This is a genomic window from Denitratisoma sp. agr-D3 (assembly GCF_054658675.1).
Map to the genome: position 1 here is coordinate 186,911 of NZ_BAAGIA010000003.1, position 22,643 is coordinate 209,553.

General features: G+C 63.6%; 22 protein-coding genes and 1 tRNA gene. 10 read left to right on the forward strand and 13 right to left on the reverse strand.

All coding sequences use genetic code 11. From position 1 onward, the window contains the following. Positions 1-75: 75 nt before the first annotated feature. The 3 genes from ACYQ2U_RS09455 to cobA all read right to left on the reverse strand — a co-directional run bounded on the left by ACYQ2U_RS09455 (position 76) and on the right by cobA (position 2,781). Positions 76-1,446 (reverse strand): cbb3-type cytochrome c oxidase subunit I, encoded by a 1,371-nt coding sequence (locus ACYQ2U_RS09455; protein WP_459950113.1) that lies wholly within the window; start codon positions 1,444-1,446, stop codon positions 76-78. A gap of 13 nt (positions 1,447-1,459) precedes the next feature. Next, positions 1,460-1,888, reverse strand: a complete 429-nt coding sequence (locus tag ACYQ2U_RS09460; RefSeq protein ID WP_459950114.1) for a c-type cytochrome — start codon at positions 1,886-1,888, stop codon at positions 1,460-1,462. Positions 1,889-1,977: 89 nt separating this feature from the next. Next, positions 1,978-2,781, reverse strand: a complete 804-nt coding sequence (cobA, locus tag ACYQ2U_RS09465) for a uroporphyrinogen-III C-methyltransferase (RefSeq protein WP_459950115.1) — start codon at positions 2,779-2,781, stop codon at positions 1,978-1,980. Between the two features lie 191 nt (positions 2,782-2,972). Between cobA and ACYQ2U_RS09470 the strand changes: the two genes are divergently transcribed. From ACYQ2U_RS09470 to ACYQ2U_RS09515, 10 genes are read left to right on the forward strand one after another with little or no spacing between them, the layout of a single operon-like run. Continuing rightward, positions 2,973-4,700 (forward strand): cytochrome D1 domain-containing protein, encoded by a 1,728-nt coding sequence (locus tag ACYQ2U_RS09470; RefSeq protein ID WP_459950116.1) that lies wholly within the window; start codon positions 2,973-2,975, stop codon positions 4,698-4,700. Between the two features lie 57 nt (positions 4,701-4,757). After that, positions 4,758-5,075, forward strand: coding sequence for a c-type cytochrome (locus ACYQ2U_RS09475; RefSeq protein WP_459950117.1), 318 nt, complete (start codon positions 4,758-4,760; stop codon positions 5,073-5,075). Next, positions 5,075-5,398 (forward strand): c-type cytochrome, encoded by a 324-nt coding sequence (locus tag ACYQ2U_RS09480; RefSeq protein WP_459950118.1) that lies wholly within the window; start codon positions 5,075-5,077, stop codon positions 5,396-5,398. Before ACYQ2U_RS09475 ends, ACYQ2U_RS09480 begins: the two co-directional genes overlap by 1 nt. Position 5,399: 1 nt before the next feature. Beyond that, positions 5,400-6,599, forward strand: a complete 1,200-nt coding sequence (locus tag ACYQ2U_RS09485) for a cytochrome D1 domain-containing protein (protein ID WP_459950119.1) — start codon at positions 5,400-5,402, stop codon at positions 6,597-6,599. Between the two features lies 1 nt (position 6,600). Continuing rightward, positions 6,601-7,662: a siroheme decarboxylase subunit beta gene (gene ahbB / locus ACYQ2U_RS09490; RefSeq protein ID WP_459950120.1), complete on the forward strand. Its 1,062-nt coding sequence runs from the start codon at positions 6,601-6,603 to the stop codon at positions 7,660-7,662. Next, a complete protein-coding gene (locus ACYQ2U_RS09495; RefSeq protein WP_459950121.1) occupies positions 7,655-8,122 on the forward strand; it encodes an Lrp/AsnC family transcriptional regulator in 468 nt (155 codons plus the stop codon). Before ahbB (ACYQ2U_RS09490) ends, ACYQ2U_RS09495 begins: the two co-directional genes overlap by 8 nt. Next, complete coding sequence (gene ahbB / locus ACYQ2U_RS09500) at positions 8,119-8,625, forward strand: siroheme decarboxylase subunit beta (RefSeq protein WP_459950122.1); 507 nt, start codon at positions 8,119-8,121, stop codon at positions 8,623-8,625. The genes ACYQ2U_RS09495 and ahbB (ACYQ2U_RS09500) overlap by 4 nt, the downstream gene beginning before the upstream one ends. 36 nt (positions 8,626-8,661) lie before the next feature. Then, complete coding sequence (gene nirJ, locus ACYQ2U_RS09505) at positions 8,662-9,801, forward strand: heme d1 biosynthesis radical SAM protein NirJ (protein WP_459950123.1); 1,140 nt, start codon at positions 8,662-8,664, stop codon at positions 9,799-9,801. Between the two features lie 17 nt (positions 9,802-9,818). Further along, on the forward strand, positions 9,819-11,420 hold the full coding sequence (locus ACYQ2U_RS09510; RefSeq protein ID WP_459950124.1) for a cytochrome D1 domain-containing protein: 1,602 nt from the start codon (positions 9,819-9,821) through the stop codon (positions 11,418-11,420). Positions 11,421-11,452: 32 nt separating this feature from the next. Further along, positions 11,453-11,662: a DUF3079 domain-containing protein gene (locus ACYQ2U_RS09515; RefSeq protein ID WP_459950125.1), complete on the forward strand. Its 210-nt coding sequence runs from the start codon at positions 11,453-11,455 to the stop codon at positions 11,660-11,662. Between the two features lie 70 nt (positions 11,663-11,732). Here ACYQ2U_RS09515 and ACYQ2U_RS09520 read toward each other — a convergent pair whose 3' ends face one another. From ACYQ2U_RS09520 to ACYQ2U_RS09565, 10 genes are all read right to left on the reverse strand, one after another. Continuing rightward, positions 11,733-12,824, reverse strand: coding sequence for an SDR family oxidoreductase (locus tag ACYQ2U_RS09520; RefSeq protein WP_459950126.1), 1,092 nt, complete (start codon positions 12,822-12,824; stop codon positions 11,733-11,735). Positions 12,825-13,029: 205 nt separating this feature from the next. Then, positions 13,030-14,865 (reverse strand): VWA domain-containing protein, encoded by a 1,836-nt coding sequence (locus ACYQ2U_RS09525; RefSeq protein WP_459950127.1) that lies wholly within the window; start codon positions 14,863-14,865, stop codon positions 13,030-13,032. A gap of 1 nt (position 14,866) precedes the next feature. After that, positions 14,867-15,784 carry a 4Fe-4S binding protein gene (locus ACYQ2U_RS09530; RefSeq protein WP_459950128.1) on the reverse strand — a complete coding sequence of 306 codons (918 nt, stop codon included), beginning with the start codon at positions 15,782-15,784 and terminating at the stop codon, positions 14,867-14,869. Between the two features lie 34 nt (positions 15,785-15,818). Beyond that, a complete protein-coding gene (locus ACYQ2U_RS09535) occupies positions 15,819-16,619 on the reverse strand; it encodes an AAA family ATPase (RefSeq protein WP_459950129.1) in 801 nt (266 codons plus the stop codon). Next, on the reverse strand, positions 16,619-16,912 hold the full coding sequence (locus ACYQ2U_RS09540) for a cytochrome C oxidase subunit IV family protein (protein WP_459950130.1): 294 nt from the start codon (positions 16,910-16,912) through the stop codon (positions 16,619-16,621). Before ACYQ2U_RS09540 ends, ACYQ2U_RS09535 begins: the two co-directional genes overlap by 1 nt. Beyond that, positions 16,909-17,505, reverse strand: a complete 597-nt coding sequence (locus ACYQ2U_RS09545) for a cytochrome c oxidase subunit 3 family protein (RefSeq protein ID WP_459950131.1) — start codon at positions 17,503-17,505, stop codon at positions 16,909-16,911. The genes ACYQ2U_RS09540 and ACYQ2U_RS09545 overlap by 4 nt, the downstream gene beginning before the upstream one ends. A gap of 165 nt (positions 17,506-17,670) precedes the next feature. Then, complete coding sequence (locus tag ACYQ2U_RS09550) at positions 17,671-18,081, reverse strand: hypothetical protein (protein ID WP_459950132.1); 411 nt, start codon at positions 18,079-18,081, stop codon at positions 17,671-17,673. 11 nt (positions 18,082-18,092) lie between these two features. Further along, entirely contained in the window at positions 18,093-19,373 is a 1,281-nt protein-coding gene (locus tag ACYQ2U_RS09555) for a hypothetical protein (RefSeq protein WP_459950133.1), read from the reverse strand. Positions 19,374-19,377: 4 nt separating this feature from the next. Beyond that, positions 19,378-22,335: a response regulator gene (locus tag ACYQ2U_RS09560; protein ID WP_459950134.1), complete on the reverse strand. Its 2,958-nt coding sequence runs from the start codon at positions 22,333-22,335 to the stop codon at positions 19,378-19,380. 188 nt (positions 22,336-22,523) lie between these two features. Continuing rightward, positions 22,524-22,608: transfer RNA gene (locus ACYQ2U_RS09565), tRNA-Leu, on the reverse strand. Positions 22,609-22,643 lie beyond the last annotated feature (35 nt).

Here is a 22,643-nt window from a genome sequence, read left to right on the forward strand (position 1 = left end):
AAGGATACGGGCCTCGTACAAGAAAAAACGGCTCCCGCGAAGCGGGAGCCGAAACCGTGATCCTTGCCGAAGGAATCACGCTGTTGCCTTGTCACTCTTGAAGAAACTGAACAGGTAGAGCAGCAGACCGATCAGGAACACCACACCGGTACCTTCCCGCAGCCAGTAGAACAGGGCGACCTGATCCTGCGCCGCCATGAAGCCCATGGGCGTCGGGCTCACCCGTTGCAGCCACACCTGCAAGATGCCGGCGGCGGTAAGGAACAGGGTGATGAACACCATGGCAATGGTCATCAGCCAGAAGCCCCACATTTCGATGACCTGGGCGGCATTGCTGTTGGCAATGCGGCCGCGCATCAGGGGCATGGCGTAGGAGATCATGGTGATCACCACCATCACGTAGGCGCCGTAGAAAGCCATGTGGCCGTGAGCCGCCGTGATCTGGGTACCGTGGGTGTAGTAGTTCACCGGGGCCAGGGTATGCAGGAAGCCCCACACGCCTGCGCCGAGGAAGGCCATCACACCAGTGCCCAGTGCCCACAGGGTCGCCGCCCGGTTGGGATGCTCGCGACGACGACGGTTCACCATGTTGAAGGCGAACAGGGTCATGGCAAAGAAAGGGATGGGCTCCAGGGCGGAGAACACGGAACCGAACCATTGCCAGTACTCGGGCGTACCGATCCAGAAGTAGTGGTGACCGGTGCCGATGATGCCCGTGACCAGGGTCAGGGTGATGATCACGTACAACCATTTCTCGATCACTTCCCGGTCCACGCCGGTGATCTTGATCAGCACGAAGGCAAGGATCGCACCGAGGATCAGTTCCCAAACGCCTTCCACCCAGAGATGAACCACCCACCACCAGTAGAACTTGTCGCGTACCAGGTTGTCGGGATTGACGAAGGAGAACAGGAACATGATCGCCAGCCCCCACAGGCCCAGCAGCATCACCGTGGTGATGGCGGTCTTGCGGCCCTTGAGGAAGGTCATGGAGATGTTGAACAGGAAGGCCAGGGCCACCACCACGATGCCTATCTTGGTGATCGTGGGTTGCTCAAGGAATTCCCGGCCCATGGTGGGCAACAGATCGTTGCCGGTGATCTTCGCCAGGGTGGCATAGGGCACGGACAGATAGCCGATGACAGTGAGGGCGGCAGCCACGAGGAAAATCCAGAACATGACCAGTGCCAACTTCGGACTGTACAGCTCACGCTCGGACTCTTCCGGCACCAGGTAGTAGGCGGAGCCCATGAAACCCATCAACAGCCAGACGATCAGGGCGTTGGTGTGCACCATGCGGGCAACGTTGAAGGGAATGTGGGGAAACAGGAAATCCCCCACCACGTATTGCAGCCCCATGATCAGACCGAACAGGATCTGGGCGACGAACAGGACCAGGGCACCGATGAAATAGGGCTTGGCCACCGCTTGGGATTTGTATTGCATGATGGTCTTCTCCTCAGCCTTCGATGTTGGGCGGCCAGTTGGCGGTATTGATCTCGGACGCGTACTTCAGGAAAGCCACGAGATCGTCCAACTCCTTGTCGCTGAGATGGAAATCGGGCATCTGCCGACGACCGGGCGCACCGCTGGGCTGGGACTTGATCCAGGCCTTGATGAACTCGGGCCCGCGACGCTTGTAGACGTTGCCCAGTTCCGGCGCGAAATAAGCACCTTCACCCAGCAGCGTGTGGCAGCCGATGCAATTGTTGTTTTCCCAGATGCGCTTGCCGGCGGCGACGGCCGGATTGGCCAATTGCGCCCGTTGGTCACGCTGCGGTAGTTGCTGCTCGGTGTCGTAGGTCAAGGCCAGGAACATCAGGAGAAAGAACACCGTCCCCCCGAAAAAGATGTTCCTCGCCGCCGAGGTTGAGAATAAGGCACTCATGGTTCCCCCTTTCGAAAATCACTGCCGGCGAAGTCCCGCAGTAGCCGCGAAAGTTAAGGGAAAGCACCACCCTGGCACCTTGACAGCGGTCAAGGATTTCCAGACGCAACGACCTTCAATGCATATTTCATGGAACGATTCTGTAGAGCGGAGAACCAGTTCAACTGGTCCGTCAACGCGGCAACGGAACCGATCACGATCAAGGCGGGCGGACGGATACCAACGTCATTACAGCGTTGCTCCAAGGTGGCCAAGTTGCCGCTGACCACATGCTGTTCGGGCAGGGTCGCCTTGGCAACCACGGCAGCCGGCGTCGAGGATGGCAATCCGTGCGCGACGAGCTGACGACAGATTTCCCCCAAGCCGCCGACCCCCATGTAGATCACCACCGTTTGGTGGGGACGTGCCAATGCGGGCCAATCCAGGTCGATGCTGCCGTCCTTGAGATGGCCCGTGACGAATAGGCAGGACTGGGCATGATCGCGATGGGTCAACGGGATGCCGGCATAAGCCGCCATGCCCGATGCCGCCGTCACGCCGGGCACCACCTGGAAGGCCAGTCCTTCGCTCGCCAGCGCGGCGATTTCCTCGCCGCCACGACCGAAGATGTAGGGATCGCCGCCCTTGAGTCGCACCACCACGCCACCCTTGCGCCCCAGGTCCACCAATAGCTGGCTGATTTGCTCCTGGGGCAAGGTGTGGTTGCCCGCTTCTTTGCCCACATAAATTTTTTCCGCTCGGGCGGGCATCAGATCAAGAACACCCCTGCCCACCAAGTGGTCATACACCACCACATCGGCAGAGGCTAATACGCGCGCGGCCTTGACCGTCAGCAGATCGGGATCGCCGGGACCGGCGCCCACCAGATAAACGCAGTTTCGTTGGATGTCCATGGAGACATTCTGCCGTAATGGTTTATGACAAAAAATTGATCCATTTCAAGAAAAGTGGAACACTGTGCGCCGGCTCGGATTTGCTTGACCCCAATCAATGAATTGTCTTCTGTAGATCAGGAGACTGCGCTGTGCTTGTTGCAGGCGCTCTCTATCCGGGGAGCGCATTCACTACTTGAGGGGAGATTCTCATGAGAAAGACCGGAGTCATCATCAGTGCATTCGCATTGATGCCGCTGGCAGTCAGCAACGCCTTTGCGGATGATGCGAAAACGCAGCACAAGAACATGCCCGCCGCCGAAACCGCCTACCAGGGCGCGGGTGGCTCTCCGCTGGCCGGGGTTGAGATGTACCAGGACATCAACCCCAAGGCACCGGCCATGAGCAAGGCCGAGTTCGACAAGGCCCGCCAGATCTACTTTGAACGTTGTGCCGGCTGTCACGGCGTGCTGCGCAAGGGCGCCACCGGCAAACCCCTGACACCGGACAAAACCCTGGCCAACGGCACCGAATACCTCAAGGTCTTCATCAAATACGGTTCCCCCGCCGGCATGCCCAACTGGGGTACCTCCGGTGAACTCACCGATGCCGAAGTGGACCTGATGGCCCGCTACGTGCAGCAAACCCCGCCCCAGCCGCCCGAGTTCAGCCTGAAGGACATGGAAGCGACCTGGAAGGACATCATCCCCGTCGCCCAACGGCCGACGAAGAAGATGAACAGCTACAACATCGCCAATATCTTCTCCACCACTCTGCGTGACGCGGGCGAAGTGGCCCTGATCGACGGCGACACCAAGAAGATCATCAACATCATCAAGACCGGCTACGCGGTGCACATCTCCCGCCTGTCCGCCTCCGGCCGCTATCTGTACGTGATCGGCCGCGATGCCCGCATCAACCTGATCGACCTGTGGATGGAAAAACCGGACAACGTCGCCGAGATCAAGGTCGGCCTGGAAGCCCGTTCCGTCGAAACCTCCAAGTTCAAGGGCTTCGAGGACAAGATCGCCGTGGCCGGCACCTATTGGCCGCCCCAATTCGTGATCATGGACGGCGACACCCTGAAGCCGTTGAAGATCGTGTCCACCCGTGGCATGACTGTGGATAACGAATACCATCCGGAACCCCGCGTGGCCTCCATCGTCGCCTCCCATTACCACCCCGAGTTCGTGATCAACGCCAAGGAAACCGGCAAGATCATGATGGTGAACTACAAGGATCTGAGCAACCTGAAGATCACCACCCTGGATGCGGCCAAGTTCCTCCACGACGGCGGCTTCGACTCCACCGGCCGTTACTTCATGGTGGCCGCCAACGCCTCCAACAAGATCGCCGTGGTGGACACCAAGGACGACAAGATGGCCGCCATCATCGACGTGGGCAAGATTCCTCACCCCGGTCGCGGTGCCAACTTCGTCCATCCCAAGTTCGGTCCCGTCTGGGCCACCGGCCACCTGGGCGACGAAACCATCAGCCTGATCGGCACCGACCCGGTCAAGCACAAGGCCCAGGCCTGGAAGGTGGTGGATACCCTCAAGGGCCAGGGCGGCGGATCCTTGTTCATCAAGACCCATCCCAAGTCCAAGAACCTGTGGGTGGACACCGCCCTCAATCCGGACGCCAAGATCAGCCAGTCCATCGCGGTATACGACATCAACAACCTGGACAAGGGCTATGAAGTACTGCCCATCGCCGAGTGGTCCGGCTTGGGCGAAGGTGCCAAGCGCGTGGTTCAGCCCGAGTACAACAAGGCTGGCGACGAGGTGTGGTTCTCCGTCTGGTCCGCCAAGAACCAGCAGTCCGCCATCGTCGTGGTGGATGACAAGACCCGCAAGCTGAAGACCGTGATCAAGGATTCCCGTCTGGTCACGCCTACCGGCAAGTTCAACGTCTACAACACTCAGAACGACATCTATTGATGCCACCACCGGGGCGGCGCACCATGCGCCGGCCCGGCCCCCATCGAAAGGAACATCATGAAAATCGCACTGCTGATCTCCGCCCTGCTCGCCATCAGCCTCGCCCCGGCGGCCCAGGCCAACGAAGCCCTGGCCGGCAAGGCCGGCTGCATGGCCTGTCACGCCAAGGACAAGAAACTGGTGGGTCCCGCCTTCAAGGACGTGGCGGCCAAGTACAAGGACCAGAAGGATGCCGAAGCCAAGCTGATCGACAAGGTACGCAAGGGCGGTGCCGGCAATTGGGGCGCCATTCCCATGTCGCCCAACGGTCCCGACAAGATTTCCGACGGCGACCTGAAGACGGTCATCGCCTGGATTCTGAAGGGCGCCGCCTGATGCCATATCGGCTGGTCCTGGCGCTGCTCGCTGGGGCCTCCTTCCAAGTCGGGGCGACGGAACCCGCCGTCCCGCGCCAACAAGCCCTGGTGCACCTGGTGCGCCAGGACTGCGGCTCCTGCCACGGCCTGACCCTCAAGGGCGGCCTCGGTCCGGCCCTGACGCCGGCAGCCCTCGCTGGCCGCAGTGAAGAAACCCTGATTGCCACCATCATCCACGGCCGCCCCGGTACGCCCATGCCGCCCTTCAAGGGCATTCTGGACGACGACGAAGCCCGCTGGATCGCCCGCCAGTTACTGGCCGGATTCCCCCCGGGACACTGACATGAAACCTTATCTCGCGCGGATCGCATCGATCTTGGCGACCCTGTCCCTCGCCGTTCTCTGCACGACAACCTCGCCCGCCTTGGCGGAAACCCTGCGCGGTACCGGCGACCTGGGTATCGTCATCGAACGGGCCAGCGGCCGCGTGCAGATCGTGGATACCACGCAGCAAAAAGTCATCGGCCAAGTGGATGGCTTGGGCGACCTGTCCCACGCCTCCGCCGTGTTCTCCCGGGATCAGCGCTACGCCTACGTCTTCGGCCGCGATGGCGGCATCTCCAAGGTGGACCTGCTCACCGCCACCCTGGTCAAGCGCATCGTCCAGGCCGGCAACGCCATCGGCGGCGCCATCTCCCAGGACGGCAAGCTGGTGGTGGCCCAGAACTATGAGCCAGGCGGCATCAAGGCCTTCGACGCCAATACCCTGACCCTGGTGGCCGACGTACCCGCCACCTACGGCAACGAGGGCAAGCGCTCCAAGGTCGTGGGCCTCAGCGACCTGCCCGGCCAGCGCTTCGCCTATGCCCTGTTCGATGCCGGTGAAATCCGCATCACCGACCTGTCCGACCCTACCCATCCGAAAACCGTCACCTACCCGGCCGGCAAGCAGCCCTACGATGGCCTCGCCACCCCCGACGGTCGCTACTACGTGGCCGGTCTGTTCGGCGAGGACGGCTTGGCCCTGCTCGACACCTGGCAGCCGGAACAGGGCGTGCGCAAGGTGATGGCCGGCTACGGCAAGGGCGAGGCGCCGCTGCCGGTGTACAAGATGCCCCATCTGCGCGGCTGGTCCGTGGCCAATGGCCGCGCCTATCTGCCCGCCATCGGCCGCCACGAAGTGCTGGTGGTGGACGCCCGCACCTGGCAAGAAGTCGGCCGCATCCCGGTCAAGAGCCAGCCCGTGTTCGTCATGGCCCGCCCCGACGGCCGCGAGGTCTGGGTCAATTTCGCCTTCCCCGACAACGGCTGGGTGCAGGTCATCGACACCCTGCGCAATACCGTCAGCGACACCCTGGAACCGGGCAAGGCCGTGCTGCACATGGAATTCACCCCCCGGGGCGAAGCGGTGTGGATTTCCGCCCGGGACGACAACAAGGTCAACATCTACGACACCGCCAGCCACAAGGTACTGCGCACCCTGGAAAGCGACAGCCCGAGCGGCATCCTGTTCTCCTCCCGCGCCGCCCGGACGGGGTTCTGACATGAACGACCGCCACCACATCGGCCTGCGCCTACTCAATGACTACCAGCGGGACTTTCCCCTGGTGCCCCGGCCCTTCCTCGCCATCGCCGAGCAACTGGGCCTGGACGAAGCCACGGTCATGGCCGCCTATGAGGAAGGTCTGACCAGCGGCGCTGTCAGCCGCATCGGCGCCGTGGTGGCCCCGCGTCGCCTGGGTGCCAGCACCTTGGCCGCCCTGGCCGTGCCCAAGGAGCGACTCGAGGCCGTCGCCGCCCAGGTGAATCGCCACGCCGCCGTGAACCACAACTACGAACGGGAAGGTGACTGGAACCTGTGGTTCGTGGTCACCGCCCCTAGCGAAGCAGAGCGCAGCCAAACCCTGCAAGCCATCGCCGCCGACACCGGATTGTCAGTGCTGTCCCTGCCCCTGAGCGAGGAATATCACATCGACCTGGGCTTCGACCTGCGGGGCTACGACGCCCGCCACGATGCCGCCACGACTGCATCCTGCGCCGCCACGGCTGAGACGATCCGCAGGCCGGCAGTTCCCTCGCACAATGTGGACAGCCGCGCCCCCTGTGCCCTCCCCTCCCTGGAACAGGCGCTGCTGGCGACCCTGCAAGACGGCCTGCCCCTGAGCGCCCATCCCTACGCCGAGTTGGGCGCCAAGGCCGGCCTCAGCGAAGCCATGACCCTGGAAATGCTGGAAGGCTGGCTGCGGGATGGCCTGCTCAAGCGCTTCGGCGTCGTGGTGCGGCACCGGGCCCTGGGTTACACCGCCAACGCCATGTGCGTCTGGAACATTCCCGACGATCAGGTCAGCATCCTTGGCCGGCAACTGGCCGCCGTGCCCGGCGTCACCCTCTGTTACCGGCGCGAACGCTCCCTACCCCACTGGCCCTACAACCTCTACTGCATGATCCACGGCAAGGACCGCGACACCGTTCAGGCCCTGCGCGACCAGGCCGCCCAGCAGTTGGGACTGGACGCCTATCCTCACCAGGTCCTGTTCAGCCGCCGCTGCTTCAAGCAGTGCGGCGCCCGCTACGCGACCACGCCCATCGGAGGCCGGGATGCGTGAAACCAAATCTCGCTCCATCGACGACATGGACCGGGCCATCATCAATGCCCTACAGGGCGGGTTCCCTCTCTGTGAGCGGCCCTACGCCGCCGCCGCCGAACCCCTGGGTCTGGACGAGAACACCTTGCTGGCCCGACTGGAAAGCCTGCTGGCCGATGGCGTGCTGACCCGCTTCGGCCCCATGTTCCAGATCGAGCGCCTGGGTGGAAAGTTTTGTCTGTCCGCCATGGCGGTGCCCGAATCCCGCTACGAGGAAGTCGCGGCTGCCGTGAATGCCCTGCCCCAGGTAGCACACAACTACCGGCGCGAGCACGAACTCAATATGTGGTTCGTCCTTGCCACCGAAAGCCCCGAAGGCATCGAGGCTGCCGCACAAGCAATCGAAGCGGTGACAGGTTTACCGGTTTATCTGTTTCCCAAGGAGAAAGAGTTCTTCGTGGACATGAGGCTCAAGGCATGAACGCCCCATTGCCCCCCACTGAGGATATCGACCGGGCCTTGATCGTTGCAACCCAGGCCGGCCTGCCCCTGGTGCCCCGGCCCTACCACCAGATTGCCGAACAACTGAGCATCCCCGTCGAGGAAGTATTGCAACGGCTCAAGGCCATGCTGGCTCGGGGTGCCATCCGGCGTATCGGCGCCGTGCCCAACCACTACGCCATCGGCTACGTCGCCAACGGCATGAGCGTGTGGGACATCGACAACAGCGTGGCCGATGCGGTGGGCGAAGCCCTGGGACGCCTGGAAGCCATCACCCATTGCTACCGCCGGCCACGCCACCTGCCCCACTGGCCCTACAACCTGTTCGCCATGGTGCACGGCCATGATCGCAACGAAGTCAGTGCGCAAGTGGACGCCATTGCCACTCAGCTGGAAAGTCTTTTCCCCGGCGCCTGCCGTGCCCGGGACATTCTCTATTCCACCCGTATCCTGAAAAAAACCGGCCTGCGCATTGCCGGATAAAAATCCCTCTCCCCCATTCCCATTCGTTTCCCCGCCATGTTCCGCATCTCCCAATTCATCCGAGAAATCACCGACCCCACCCCGGTCGCCCCCCGTCGCAATGCCCCTGGCCCGGTGGTGATCTGGAACCTGATCCGTCGCTGCAACCTGACCTGCCGCCACTGCTATTCCATTTCCGCAGATACCGACTTCAAGGGCGAGCTATCCACCGACGAGGTCTACACGGTGATGGATGATCTCAAGTCCTTTCGCGTGCCGGTGCTCATTCTCTCCGGTGGCGAACCCTTGCTGCGGCCGGACATCTTCGACATCGCCCGCCGCGCCAAGGCAATGGGCTTCTACACGGCCCTGTCCTCCAACGGCACCCTGATCGACGAGCACAACATCGACGCCATCGCCGACATCGGCTTCGACTACGTGGGCATCAGCCTGGACGGTATCGAAGCCACCCATGACCGCTTCCGCCGCAAGGAAGGCGCCTTCGCCGCTTCCATGATCGGCCTGCGGCTGTGCCAGGAACGAGGCCTGAAGGTGGGCGTGCGCTACACCATGACTGGGGAGAATGCCCAGGACCTGGACCCGCTGTTGCGACTGGTCCGCAGGGAAGGCATCCAGCGCTTCTATTTCTCCCACCTCAACTACGCCGGCCGGGGCAACAAGAACCGCAAGACCGATGCGGCTCACCTGACCACCCGCAACGCCATGGACCGCCTGTTCGAGCACTGCTGGCAAGACCACCAGGCTGGCCTGGAGCGAGACTTCACCACGGGCAACCAGGATGCCGATGGTCCCTATTTCCTCCACTGGGTCCAGCGCCGCTTCCCCGACCGGGCCGCACACATCGCCGCCAAGTTGCAACAATGGGGCGGCAATGCCAGCGGCGTGAACGTGGCCAACATCGACAATCTGGGCACCGTACACCCGGACACCATGTGGTGGCACGTGCCCCTGGGCAATGTACGGGAACGGCCCTTCTCCGCCATCTGGAGCGACCTGTCCAACCCGCTGCTGGCGGGCTTGCGCCAGCATCCGCGCGCCGTGGGCGGCCGTTGCGGCGACTGCCGCTACCTCTCCATCTGCAACGGCAGCTCGCGGGTACGGGCGGAACAGGCCGGGGGCGATGTCTGGGGTGAAGATCCGGCCTGCTACCTGACAGACGAGGAAATCGTCCAATGACATCGACCCGAACTTCCATGCCGAAAATTTTGCTGGTCCTCGTTGCGGCCATGGCCCTGACGGCCCAGGCCCAGAGCACAGCCCCCACTACCGTCCCCCCTGTTTCAACCCAAGCCGCCAGCAGCGATGCCGCGCCCGCGGCACCGGCCCTGTTCGCCGCCCACTGCGCCCAATGCCACGGTGCCGACAGAATGGGCGCCATGGGTCCGGCCCTGTTCCCGGAAAACCTGGAACGGCTGCGCAAGGCCGAGGCCATCCGCACCGTCAGCGAGGGCCGCGTCGCCACTCAGATGCCGTCCTTCAAGGACACGCTGAAGCCCGCTGAAATCGCGGCCCTGGTGGATTGGATCTATAGCCCGGTGAGGCCACCGCCCCGCTGGACCGATGCCGACATCGTCGCCTCCCGCGTCCAAGTCAGCGATCCCAAGACCCTGTCCCAGCGACCGGTATTCAAGGCCGACCCGCTCAACCTCTTCGTCGTGGTGGAAGGGGGCGACCACCACGTCTCCATCGTGGACGGCGACAAGCTGGAACCCATTTACCGCTTCGCCTCCCACTACGCCCTCCATGGCGGACCCAAGTTTTCCCCGGACGGCCATTACGTGTACTTCGCTTCCCGCGACGGCTGGGTCACCAAGTTCGACCTGTGGAACCTCAAGATCATCGCCGAGGTGCGGGTGGGCATCAACACCCGCAACGCCGCCGTGTCCGGTGACGGCCGTTATGTCATCGCCGCCAACTACCTACCCCGCAACCTGGTGCTGCTGGACAGCGACCTGAAACTGGTCAAGACCCTGGAAGCCCGCAGCCTGGACGGCAAGACGCTGTCGCGGGTATCTGCCGTCTACACCGCCGAGCCGCGCCACAGCTTCGTCGCCGCCATGAAGGACATGCCCGAACTGTGGGAGATCAGCTACGACGAAAAGGCGGCCCCCATTCACGACGGCTACGTGCATGACTACAAGATGGGCGAAGCCATCGCCAAGCCCGGCTTCCTCAATGCCCGCCGCACGCCCCTGGAGGATGTACTGGATGACTTTTTCTTCGACCAGTCCTATCGCAACGTGATGGGCACCTCCCGGGAAGGCAAGGGCCAGGTGGTGAACCTGGACGCCCGGCGCAAGATCGCCGATCTGGACCTGCCCGGCATGCCCCACTTGGGTTCCGGTATCACCTGGCAACGACAAGGACACACCGTCATGGCCACCACCGACCTCAAGGCGGCTGCGGTGACGGTGGTGGATCTTGCCACATGGCAGACGGTGAAGACTATTCCCACCCGCGGCCCCGGCTTCTTCCTGCGTAGCCACGAGAATAGCCGCTACGCCTTCGTCGATTCCATGATGAGCAAGGACTTCAAGGACACCTTGCAGGTGATCGACAAGGACAGCCTCGACGTGGTGAAGGAACTGCGTCCCGTGCCGGGAAAGACCCTGGCCCACGTGGAATTCACCAAAGACGGCCGCTACGCCCTGGCCAGCCTATGGGAAAACGACGGCGCCCTGATCGTCTTCGACGCCCGTACCCTGGAGGAAGTGAAGCGCATTCCCATGAACAAGCCGGTGGGCAAATACAACGTCTGGAACAAGATCAGCCGCTCCGAGGGCACCAGCCACTAAGCTGCTCGCCACCTCGGTCCGCTCCCAGCGCCATGGCCAAGAAGTTTCCCCTCAACCCCAAGCATCCCGAGCGCATTTGCTGGGGATGCGACAAATACTGTCCGGCGGATGCCCTAGGCTGCGGCAACGGCTCGGGACGAACCATGCACCCGGCGGAAATGCTCGGCGAGGACTGGTACACCTTCGGTGATTGGGACTTCGTCCCGGAAACCCCGCCGCCGGACAAAAAAACACCCGACTAGCCGCCAGCCGTGCGGGGCGCCCCATGGGAATGCCCCGATCCCTGACGGACCTCATCGGGGCATGCCGCGCCTACTTGTAGTCGAAACGCATCTGTTCGGCGATGGAAATCCCCGCGCTGGTCACCTCGCAGCGTCCCGCGTAAGCCGCCAGGGGCGTCGGCAAGGGCATGCCCTCCGCCAACAAGCGGGTGTTGTCGAACACCATGCCCAGGGCGGCAAAATTGCCATAGGCGCGAATGGCCCGCAACACGATGCGCTTGTTGCAGTGCCCCAGCCGGTCCTTGAAAGAGTCCTGCATCTGGGCCAGCTCGGCAAATTCCTTGACCTGGTAATCGTCCATGGGCGCTTGCCCCGTGTCGCGGGCAATGGCGCTGTCGATCTCGCCGAAAGTGCAGGCGCGACTGGCACCAGCCGTGATGTGGTAGCGGTCGAACTGGAGATCGGGCTTGTCCAGCAGTAGGTGCAGCGCCTCGGCACAATAGTCCACCGGGATCACGTCGATCTGCTGCGTCAGTTCGCAGGGGAAGGCCCGCAGCGCCCGCGCCATGCGGAACACCCAGAAAATGCTGCCCGAGGGCTCACAACCCAGCTTGCTGTGGCCGACCACGATGGAGGGCCGCGCCACGACCAGGGGAAGATCCGGCAATTCCTCCCGCAGCCGCCGTTCAGCCTCGTGCTTGCTATGGGTGTATTGGAGGAAGTGGTCGGTTTCCTCCCCGGCGTCGTAGCCCTCGGGAACGGGAATCGGTGCCTGATGACCGCAGGCCATGGCGGTGCCGATGTGCAAGAAACGGCGCAACTTGCAACGCTGGTACAGGGCGTGGGCCATGGCCAGCACGCCGTCCACGTTGGTGGGCCAGATCGAGGGATGGTTGCCGAAGGAAGCCACAGCGGCGGAACTGACCACATCCTGGATGGACGGCAGACGGGGATCGTCCTGCCAGTCCGCCACCGTGTTCAAGTCGCCGCAGAGGATCTGCTCCAGGTGCAGACGTTCCAAATGCACTTCATCCACGCCATGGCGGCGCAGGACATGGGCGATACGGGCCAGGCCGTCCTCGCGGTGCTCGGCCCGGATGAGGAACAGACATTCGTCCCAGCGGTCGGTATGAATCAGTCGCGCGGCGAGGGCGCCGCCAATGAAGCCGCTGGCTCCGGTCACCAGCAAAGTCGGTAAAAAACGCACAACACTCCCATCTGGGTGGATGGATCACGCGTCGCCGGGAAAACCCCAACAAAAAAGGGCGCAAGCGCCCTTTGCTATGAATCGTGATCCATTTATCTATCTATTTGTAAATAATTGTAATTTTTACAACCTGTCAAAACCCTGACAAACGTCATATGCCATTAGCAAGAAAAAAGCCAACTTATTCCCGCGTCAATTGGGCATAGAGCATGGGCAAACGGGTCGTCAATTCCTCCGGCCGGCGCAGCAGGGTGTAACCGCTAGCACCAAAGACGTGGGGCAGGTAGCTGGCCCCTTCCTTGTCGATGGTCACGCAGAAGGCGCGGACGCCCTGCTCCCGGGCTTCGAGAATGCTCATGCGGGTGTCCTCGATGCCGTAGCGCCCCTCGTAGAGGTCCAGGTCATGGGGCTTGCCGTCGGAAAGGATCAGCAATAGCCGCTGGCGATTGGGTTGGCGGACCAGCTGTTGCGTGCCGTGGCGAATGGCCGCCCCCAGCCGGGTGTAATAGCCGGGCTTGATGGCCTGGACCCGGCCGCGGGCATCGGCGTCGTAGGGCCGGTCGAAGGCCTTGAGTTCATGGAAGCGCACCTGTCCGCGCTTGAGGGAAGAAAAACCGCACAGGGAAAACCGGTCACCCGTGGCGCTGAGGGCCTCGGCGAACAGCATCAGGCTGTCGCGGATCACGTCGATCACCTTCTGCTCGTCCGAGGCCCAGGCATCGGTAGACAAGGACAGATCCGCCAGTACCAGGCAAGCCAGGTCGCGCTCCTGCTGCACCTGGGCCAGATAAAGACCGTCATCGCCACTGACTGTGCCGGCCAGGGCATCCGCCTGGCGGCGCACCCAGGCGTCGATATCGGGCGCCACGCCCTCGGGCTGGGCCTTGAGCCACCGGCGGGTCGGCGCCAGGGCGGCAAATTGGCTGCGCAGGCGGCGGGCGTGGGCGCGCAGGCGTTCCGGCAATTCCGTGGCCGCCGCCTGACGCGACACCATGGGTTGCAGCCGGCAATAGTCCGGCCGGAGAACCTGCCGACGGAAATCCCATTCCGGCAAGGGAATACCCGGCCCCAGGGGCAGATCGTCCTCGGCGGCGGCCGGCAAATCCAGGTCGAAGCGGACCCGGGAGGCCACCCGTTCACCATCCTGGGCCAGGCTCAATTGCTCCATGTCAGCCGCCGCCTTGGCGGCATCGTCCTCGGGGTCGTCGTCCTGGCTGCGGTTCACCTTCACGTACTCGGCCCAGGACAGCAGGCTTTCGGCGCGGAACATGAGCAGGATGCCGTTCTTTTCCGTAGGCATTTCGACCCGCTCCGCCCGATGGCGACTTGCGGCGTCCTGGGCACGAGCGCCCTCCTCCGCATCCTGGTGCTCGAGGCGCTGCGGCGCACCGGGCACGACCACCAGAGGAGAGAGCCAGAGGGGGACCGGTTGCAGGGACTTGCTGCCCTCACGTTCTAACGCGGGCAAGGCATCCACCAGGCCGGGATTACACAAGGCCTCCCTGACCGCCCGTTCCTGGGCAGCCTCGTCCGGCGGCATCTGGTCAGGGCGGCGACGCCGGGCCAGCACCGCGGCGACCAGCCGCTCATAGCGGGGCTGTAGGCCGGGGAAACGGGCCAAGGCCACCACCGTTGCCCGCTGATTACGCACGATCCATTCCTCGTCGCTGGGCACGTCATGGGCCGCCAGGGCTGCCAACCAGCAATACAGGTCCCGGTTGAGGGATCGCTCGGGAAACAGGGCGATGCGCTCCGGCAAGCAGAGGCGCTCACCATCGAGACCCGCCTGGACGCTGCGCTGCCCGGTGCCGGCCAAGCGTTGCAAGAAGCCGCGCCGGGCGCCGTGGCGCGCGGCGACAGCCTGTTGCACCCGCAAGCCGGGATCGCCACCGAGGGCGCGGAACATCATGCCCAGGGTCTTTTCCATGTCCTTCAAATAGACTGCCGCCGCCTCGTGCTCCTGACTGGCGGCCTTGGTAATGAAGCGGTCCCAGAGACCGCCGACCCATTCTTCCATGTCAGTCCCGGTTTCCGGTCAGGCTGACCTGCGCCTCGTTGCGCCGGGCGGCATCCTTGTCCACCCAGCGTAGCAATTGAACCTGGCCCCGTCCCTGCTGCACCGTGGCACAGGCCTCGATGCATTGGGTGCATTGGGTACAGGCGAACATCTTGTGCTTGGGCGTGCGCGGCCGCAAGCGCATGGGGCACACCCCCTCGCAGGCGGCATGGCCGGGACCGCCGGCGTCATAGCAAGCTGCGCAATCGGCGGCCCGTTCCCGTTCGAAGCCCACCACCAGGGCGTCACGATTACTCATCCAGGCCAGGCTCTGGAACAAGCCCACGGCGCAGCCGAAGCGGCAGAACAGGTGGCGGGCGAAGAGGAATTCCAAGGTCAGCACCGTACTGGCGGCGGCAAGAAACAGCCTCTGGTTGCGCGTCGGATTCAAGTGCCACAAGCGACCATAGACCTCGGCGGGCGGCAGCAGATAGGTCAGCAGCACCACGGCCCAGAGTACGGCGAACAGCAAGGCGAACGCCACCGTGGGCAGCCACCAGGCGGCATGGGCAGGCTGGGGCGAGCCGTCGGGATTACGCGGCGGGATCGGCTGCCGGTCCCACAAACTTTGCCGTCCCGAGGCGCGGCGCATCAGCCGGTTGATGGTTTCCACCGCCGAGAAGTGGGGACACAACCAGCCGCAGTAGAGCCGCCCCCAGCGCCAGGCGCAATAGAGAAAGGCTCCCGCTCCGGCCAGCAGCGGCAGGAAGAGCCGCAGCAAGATATTGAGCCCCGCTTCCAATGGACCGATGCGCCCGGCAAGAAAGTCGTCGATGCCCAGGCGCCAGGGCATGCCCATCAGCCAGGCATGACCTGCCGACAGGTCGAAACGAAAAACGTCGAGCACCGGCGCCAGGGCGAAGAGCAGGAAAAATCCCACCTGCCAGATCCGCCGCTGGACCTGCCGCCGATCGTCAACGGCCGAAGCTGGCAAGGATGATCTCCATCAGCCCGGCGGTGACCTCTTCGTCGTCGCTGAGACTTTCCGCCAGGGCGGCGCGACAGGCGGCCACCGGGTCCAGGCCGTCGCGGATGAGGATGGCGGCATAGACCAGCAAGCGGGTGCTGGCCACTTCCTCCAGGTCCACATGCTTGAGGGCGCGGATGCTGTTGCCCAGCGCCACCAGGCGCCGCGCCAGGAGCGGATCGCAGCCGGTTTCGCCGATGAGGATGGCCTCTTCCCGCTCCGCAGCGGGGAAATCGAAGCGCAGGGAGACGAAACGCTGGCGGGTGGAGGGCTTCATGCCCTTGAGGAAGTTCTGGTAGCCGGGGTTGTAGGACACCACCAGCATGAAGCTGTCCGGCGCCGTCAGCACCTCGCCGGTACGGTCGATGGGCAGGCTGCGGCGGTGGTCCGCCAGGGGATGGATCACCACCGTGGTGTCCTTGCGCGCCTCCACCACCTCGTCCAGGTAGCAGATGCCCCCCTGGCGCACGGCCCGGGTCAGGGGGCCATCGCTCCAGACGGTCTGGCCGTCCTGGATCAAATGGCGCCCCACTAGGTCGGCGGCGGTCAGATCGTCGTGGCAAGCCACGGTGAACAAGGGCAGGCCCAGCCGGGCCGCCATGTGGGCGACGAAACGGGTCTTGCCCACGCCGGTGGGGCCCTTGATCAACACCGGCAGGCGGTTGCGCCAGGCATGCTCGACCAGGGCCACTTCGTCGCCGGCAGCCTCGTAATAGGGGGCCGCCGCGATAACGGTTTTCGCGTCCATCAACTTCCTTTCCAATAACAGGCCAGGTTCACCAGTAGCACCATCGCCAGCCAACCCAGCACCGCCACCTGCCACAGGGCCTTGACGCCGCGCAGGGCCATGAAGATCTCGATGACCCAGCCCCCCTTGGCGGCGGCGATCAGCAGCAGCACCGCGACGAAACCGCTCCCGGCCCGCCCCTCCTCGCCAAGCCACCAGGTCAATCCCGTCCCCAGCAAGAGCAGCAGATAGATCCCATCCAGGGCACGGGGACCTGCCGTTTTCGTTGCGCCCGTGTTGCCGTCGGTTTTCATCGCATCACATACACCAGGGGGAACAGCACGATCCACACCAGATCCACCATGTGCCAGTAACTGGCGCCGGTTTCCATGCCCCGGTGGTCGGCGGCGTCATAGCCCCCCTGCCGCGTCTTGTGCCAGACGAAGACCAGAATGACCAGGCCGAGGATGACGTGCATGAAATGGAAAAAAGTGAGGGACAGATAGAACATGTAGAACAGATTGGTCCCCAGCCCGACCCCGGCGGCGAACTTGGTGGCGTACTCCCCCACCTTCACCACCAGGAAGCCACCACCCGCCAGGATGCCGGCCGCCAGCCAGCGCGCGCTGGCAGCCTGCCCGCCGGCCTTGATTGCGGCCACTGCCCGGGCCACGCACCAACTGGCGGTGATCAACAGGGCCGTATTGAGGGCACCGGCGCCGCGATCCAGGGTGAGTTGCATGGCATCGAACAATTCCCGGTGCTTCATGCGGGCGACACCGTAGAGGATGAACAACAGACCGAAAGCGGACAACTCGGCCAGGATGAACACCCACATGGCCAAATCTCCCGGCGGATGACGGGAATGGTCGGCGGGCACGGCAAGGGTATCGGCGACAGCGTTCATGGCCGCCATGGTGCCTTGAGCCGGCAGGCCGCTCCTTGATTTGGGAAAGGAAAATGCCAAGGATGCCGGACAGACGCGGGCACCGCGTATCGGCCCGGCCGTCAGGACAAGAAAGGCTGCGACGGGAAGCGGCCTCCTTGCGAGGCCGCCCCGCCGCCAGAGGGATCAGCGGCGGCTCAGGACGTTCAGGCCCGGCTTCAGATCCGCGGAGTCGATATACCCCACGGCACCCGGGGTCAATTGCACGTACTCGATGATGTCCCCCGGACTTGCCAGGTCTCGGGGCGGGGCGCCCTTGCCGATGAAGCGCCGTACCGTCCAATAGGCGCGGTATTGCTCCTCATCCTGGTTCAGGTAGGCCGCCAGGAAATGGCGGCGCAATCCGCCCGGCGCCGCGTTGACCGGCGTGATGGCGACATCGCCGACTTCGACGAGTCGTCCCGTAAACACCTTCTGGATCGTGGCCGGATCCAGCTTGGGCAAGGCGGGATTGCCGATCACCACCACCTCGGCCCGAGCAAGGCCAGCCGTCAGCAAGAACAGGAAAGGGAGCAGCTTGTACATGACTTTGTCCATGATCACGCTCCCTAGAACACGAAGCTGTAGGACAAAGACAGCACATCGATGCTCTGATGACTGACATTCCCGCCCGCGGGGGCATCGACCAGGCTGGACGCGACGCCGACATGGGTACGCGCCCACTCCGCCTTGACCTTGCTGGTGGGGGTAAGGACGTAGGAGGTTCCCAGGGCGAAGGTGTATTGGTCGAAGGCGGAAAAACTGTCCGCCAATGCGCGCTGGCTGGCATTGATACGCGCCGACTGGGGAACCGCCGCCGGCACGGTCCTTCCGTTGATGTCCTGGTAAAGGGCCAGCATGTCATCGTCGGAGCGCAATTTGGCGTAGTAGACATAGGGCGTCCACCGTTCCACGCGCTTGAGCAGGGAAATGTAGCTGCCCGTGCTGTTCATGCCGCTTTGCGCGCCGTGGGTCTTGCGCCGGGCGTATTCGCCCATCAGCCGGAAATCGTTGCCGAGGGCGATATCCGCGCCGAGATAGGCCACCTGGATCCCCACGATGTCCGTCGTGGCGGCACCGGCACTGGCCTGGGCCGAGTAATAGTAATTGCCGCCGGGATTGACCCTGACTGGTGCCATTGGCCAGGGCAGACCATCGGTACGCTTCGCCTCGGCATCGTGGAAACTGGCGATGTAGGTGTTGTCATTGGCGCGGAACGTCAGGGCCAGGCCCTTGGCCACCACATCGACTTCCCGGGCAAACGGGCCCGTGGAGGACACTCCGGGAAAGCTGTCACGGTAATAATTGCGCCACTCGGTGGTGGCCTTGCCCCAATAGCCGTCCAGGTTCCACTCGCCATCATCCGTTCCCCAGGTCCGATTGAAGGAGGCACCGGTGAAGTCCACCGTTTTCAACACGGAGGAAATCTCGGCGGGTACCCGCGCGAAATCGAAGGTAGCCCCCACCTCCATGTTTTCCGCGTTGAGATAGCCGGGAATCCGCAGCTTGCCGAAGCGCAGCAACCAGTCGTTGTCAGGCCGCCAGGAAACGAAAGCCCAGGTGGTCGTGGCCTGCCAGCGGTTGTCGTTGGCGGGCGCGGGCGCCATCTTCACCTGGAGGGTCGCGCTCCAGCGGGGGTCGAAGCGGACATCCCCCTGCACGGCAAAAAGACTGTCGCGGTCGAAAGTGCCCTTGTCATCAATGAACCGCTGGTAGGAGTAAGACTGATTGGAGCGGGCGTAGCCGACGGTGCCGTAACCCGACAGGGAGAAGTCCGCCGCCAGGACGGGGGACGTCAGCGTCAGCGCCGCCAGGGCCGGCAGCAAGGGGAGGTAGCTTTTCTTCTTCATTGTCTTAGGTAAATTTCACCTCGGGCAATTCCTGCTGCCGCAGGGCCTCGATCAAGGGCAGCAGCTGCCCGAGCAATTGCGGTAGGGCGGCGGTGACCGCCGCGGTGTCCTGCTTGACGCAGGCGGCCTCCAAGGCCACCGCCTCGGCCTGGAGACGGGGGGCGCCGATGGTGCCCGCCAAGCCTTTCAGGGTATGCACGTCCCGCTGCAAGTCGGTCCATCGCTCCTGGGCCAACATGGTGGAGATGCGCTCGCCGAAACCGGCATAGTCCTGGGCGAAATAGGACAACACCTGCAAATACAGATCCGGCATCCCGGCCGCGCGACGCAGGCCCTCGGCGGTATCCAGGCCATCGATCACCGGCAGGGTGCCGACCGTCGTTTCGGCAACGGTGACGGCCTCTCCGTCGACCACGCTGCCCCCCGGCTCACGGAAAAAGCGGGACAGGGTGGCATACAGGTAATCGGGCTCGATGGGCTTGCTGATGTGGCCGTTCATGCCAATGGCCAGACAGCGGGCGCGTTCGTCGGCCATGGCATGGGCGGTCATGGCGACGATGGGCAGGGAGTAATAACGAGGATCCGAACGCAGGTGGCGGGTGGCCTCGTAGCCGTCCATCACCGGCATTTGCAGATCCATCAAAACCACGTGGTAGTAATCGACGGGCATCGCGGCCAGACGGTCCAGGGCCTCCTGACCGTGATTGACCACATCCACGGTAATGCCCCGGTTTTTCATCAACTCCACCGCCAACTGCTGGTTGATCTGGTTGTCCTCCACCAACAGCACCCGCATGCCCTGGAGATTGCTGTCCGCCGAGGTTTGGATATCGGCCGGGACCTCGACCATGGGATGGCCGGTCAAGGTACTGACCAGATGGCGCAAGGCATCGGGCAACACCGGCTTGGCCAGGAAGTGATTGACCCCAAAGCGCTTGGCGATCTCGTGCATCACCTCGGAATCGTAAGCAGAGACCACCACCAATTGGGTCTGACTGCTGCCGCGCCCCATGATCACCTTGAGCAGGGTGCCGCCATCCATGTCCGGCATAACCCAGTCCAAGAGAAGCAAATCGTAGGGACGACCGTCGCCGACGGCACGATCCACCATCACCAGAGCCTCAAGGGCGCTGGCGGCCACCTCGATCCCGGTCCCGATCCGGGTGCCCACGCCCAGGGCGCTCAGCATGCCGGCCAGTACTTGGCGGGCCTCAGCCTGGTCGTCCACCACCAGCACCCGCAGGCTGTCCGCCCCAGGCAACACGGCGACGGGAGGCAGGGGCTTGGCGATGGGGAAGTGGGCAGTAAACATGAAGCGCGACCCCACGTCGACTTCGCTTTCCACCCAGATGCGCCCTCCCATCAAGTCGATGAGTCGCTTGGAGATGCTCAAACCGAGGCCGGTACCGCCGTATTGACGGGTGGTGGAACCATCGGCCTGGGTGAACTCCTGGAACAGGGAGTCGATCTGTCCGGCGTTCATGCCGATCCCCGTGTCCTGCACGGTGAACAGCAAGGTCACGTTGTCGTCGTCGTGCTGCTCGAAGGCCACCGCCAGGCGCACATAGCCGTGATGGGTGAATTTGACCGAGTTCGACAGCAGGTTGTTGAGCACCTGGCCCAGGCGCAGGGGATCCCCCAGCAGGGCGCCGGTATCCCCCAGCAACAAGGGATCGGGAATGTCCAGCAGCAGCTCGATCTCCTTTTCCTGGGCCCGTTGCCGCAGCAGGGAAAGGGAGTTGGCGACCACGTCCTCAACGCGGAAACGGATCTTTTCCAGTTCCAGCTTGCCCGCCTCGACCTTGGAAAAGTCGAGGATGTCGTTGATGATGCCCAGCAGGGACTTGGCCGCGTTGTGGATGTTGGTCACATAGTCCTGCTGGCGCGGCGTCAGTTCGGTCTTCAGGGCCAGATAGGCCATGCCGATGATGGCATTCATGGGCGTGCGGATTTCATGGCTCATGTTGGCCAGGAACATGGACTTGGCCCGGGTGGCGTTCTCCGCCTGCTGCCAGGCCGCTTCCAGTTCCTTCTGCACGGTGGCCCGGGCCCGGATGTCGTCCTCGATGGACTGGGCCATGCTGTCCAGCGTCCGGCCAAGGACGAGCAGTTCCTCGACCCCGGTGCGAACGTCGGCCCGGGTGTCGTATTGACCGACCGCCAAATGATCGGCCGCCACGCTGAGGCGGCGGATGGGCTTGAGGACCTGGTGATGGGTCACCTGGTAGGTGATCAGCACCAGCAGCAGGGTCCCGCCCATGAAGGCCAGGGACTCGATGATCAGCCGCTGCAACTGTTCCGTGGCCTGGGAAACGTCATCGCTGGTGCGCTGGTCCACCATGGTGGACAAGTTCTCGACCGCGGCGGACAGATCCGCCTTGAGCAGGTTGTACTCGTTGCCGTGGACGAGCTTGCTGGCAAAGTCGAGGTGGGGCTTGCCGTCGGAGACGAACTCCTTCCGGACCGGGTCGTAGAGCCCTTGGGTGGCCGCGAAAGCCACCTGCTCCACCTTGTTCATGGCCGCCGTTGCAGCGAGGACCCGACTCAAGCCGACCAACTCCTGCTGATGGAAGCCCAATGCCCGCATCTGCTCCATCAAGGAATGGCGCGGCCCGTCGCTGGGCAACGCGTGCTGGATCCGCCCGGCAATCGCCGCATCCCAATAGGTGGCTGGGTTGAAATTGGCCGGCACCGGCTTCTCACCGTTGCGGATGGCCAAGATGTCGTAGTAATAGAGCAGGTAGCGCGGTTCGCCGGTGACGGTATAGGCGCGCACCAGGCGTGCCAACTGTTCGGTCTCCTGGCGCAAGGCATCGGTCAGGGTGGTGGCCTGGCGGCGGTGCTCATGGGCCGCCACCACGCTATCGTAGGCCCCCTTGACCCGCATCATGACCAGGGCATTGGCGCTCAACACCAATAGAAAGACGATGGAAAGGGTCGCTGATGCCGTTCTTAGTTTCATGGGGACGCGCAGCCGGTCGCGCCCAAGGCAACGCCAGCAAATCTAACGATCGTGATAACCGGGGCAGGATAACAAACCCGGCGAGGCAGGGCAAAGCCCGTCGCCATCGGGCGGTTGCGACTGTTGGGAACTCCCTGGGCGGGAAGACCCAAGAGGGAAAAACCGCAGGGAAAAACCCAAAAACCCTTTGGTGCCCAGGAAGGGACTCGAACCCCCACGCATTGCTGCGCCAGAACCTAAATCTGGTGCGTCTACCAATTTCGCCACCTGGGCAGGTGAGGCGCGGATTTTAACCGCTCCCACCGGGC

Coding starts and splice junctions, on each gene's coding strand:
- ACYQ2U_RS09525 (WP_459950127.1), bottom strand. CDS start 14,865: ATGGAAGAATGGGTCGGCGGTCTCTGGGACCGCTTCATTACCAAGGCC.
- ACYQ2U_RS09540 (WP_459950130.1), bottom strand. CDS start 16,912: ATGAAAACCGACGGCAACACGGGCGCAACGAAAACGGCAGGTCCCCGT.
- ACYQ2U_RS09470 (WP_459950116.1), top strand. CDS start 2,973: ATGAGAAAGACCGGAGTCATCATCAGTGCATTCGCATTGATGCCGCTG.
- nirJ (WP_459950123.1), top strand. CDS start 8,662: ATGTTCCGCATCTCCCAATTCATCCGAGAAATCACCGACCCCACCCCG.
- ACYQ2U_RS09515 (WP_459950125.1), top strand. CDS start 11,453: ATGGCCAAGAAGTTTCCCCTCAACCCCAAGCATCCCGAGCGCATTTGC.
- ACYQ2U_RS09535 (WP_459950129.1), bottom strand. CDS start 16,619: ATGGACGCGAAAACCGTTATCGCGGCGGCCCCCTATTACGAGGCTGCC.
- ACYQ2U_RS09555 (WP_459950133.1), bottom strand. CDS start 19,373: ATGAAGAAGAAAAGCTACCTCCCCTTGCTGCCGGCCCTGGCGGCGCTG.
- ACYQ2U_RS09510 (WP_459950124.1), top strand. CDS start 9,819: ATGCCGAAAATTTTGCTGGTCCTCGTTGCGGCCATGGCCCTGACGGCC.
- ACYQ2U_RS09545 (WP_459950131.1), bottom strand. CDS start 17,505: ATGAACGCTGTCGCCGATACCCTTGCCGTGCCCGCCGACCATTCCCGT.
- ACYQ2U_RS09485 (WP_459950119.1), top strand. CDS start 5,400: ATGAAACCTTATCTCGCGCGGATCGCATCGATCTTGGCGACCCTGTCC.
- ahbB (WP_459950122.1), top strand. CDS start 8,119: ATGAACGCCCCATTGCCCCCCACTGAGGATATCGACCGGGCCTTGATC.
- ACYQ2U_RS09560 (WP_459950134.1), bottom strand. CDS start 22,335: ATGAAACTAAGAACGGCATCAGCGACCCTTTCCATCGTCTTTCTATTG.
- cobA (WP_459950115.1), bottom strand. CDS start 2,781: ATGGACATCCAACGAAACTGCGTTTATCTGGTGGGCGCCGGTCCCGGC.
- ACYQ2U_RS09475 (WP_459950117.1), top strand. CDS start 4,758: ATGAAAATCGCACTGCTGATCTCCGCCCTGCTCGCCATCAGCCTCGCC.
- ACYQ2U_RS09480 (WP_459950118.1), top strand. CDS start 5,075: ATGCCATATCGGCTGGTCCTGGCGCTGCTCGCTGGGGCCTCCTTCCAA.
- ACYQ2U_RS09455 (WP_459950113.1), bottom strand. CDS start 1,446: ATGCAATACAAATCCCAAGCGGTGGCCAAGCCCTATTTCATCGGTGCC.
- ahbB (WP_459950120.1), top strand. CDS start 6,601: ATGAACGACCGCCACCACATCGGCCTGCGCCTACTCAATGACTACCAG.
- ACYQ2U_RS09495 (WP_459950121.1), top strand. CDS start 7,655: ATGCGTGAAACCAAATCTCGCTCCATCGACGACATGGACCGGGCCATC.
- ACYQ2U_RS09550 (WP_459950132.1), bottom strand. CDS start 18,081: ATGGACAAAGTCATGTACAAGCTGCTCCCTTTCCTGTTCTTGCTGACG.
- ACYQ2U_RS09460 (WP_459950114.1), bottom strand. CDS start 1,888: ATGAGTGCCTTATTCTCAACCTCGGCGGCGAGGAACATCTTTTTCGGG.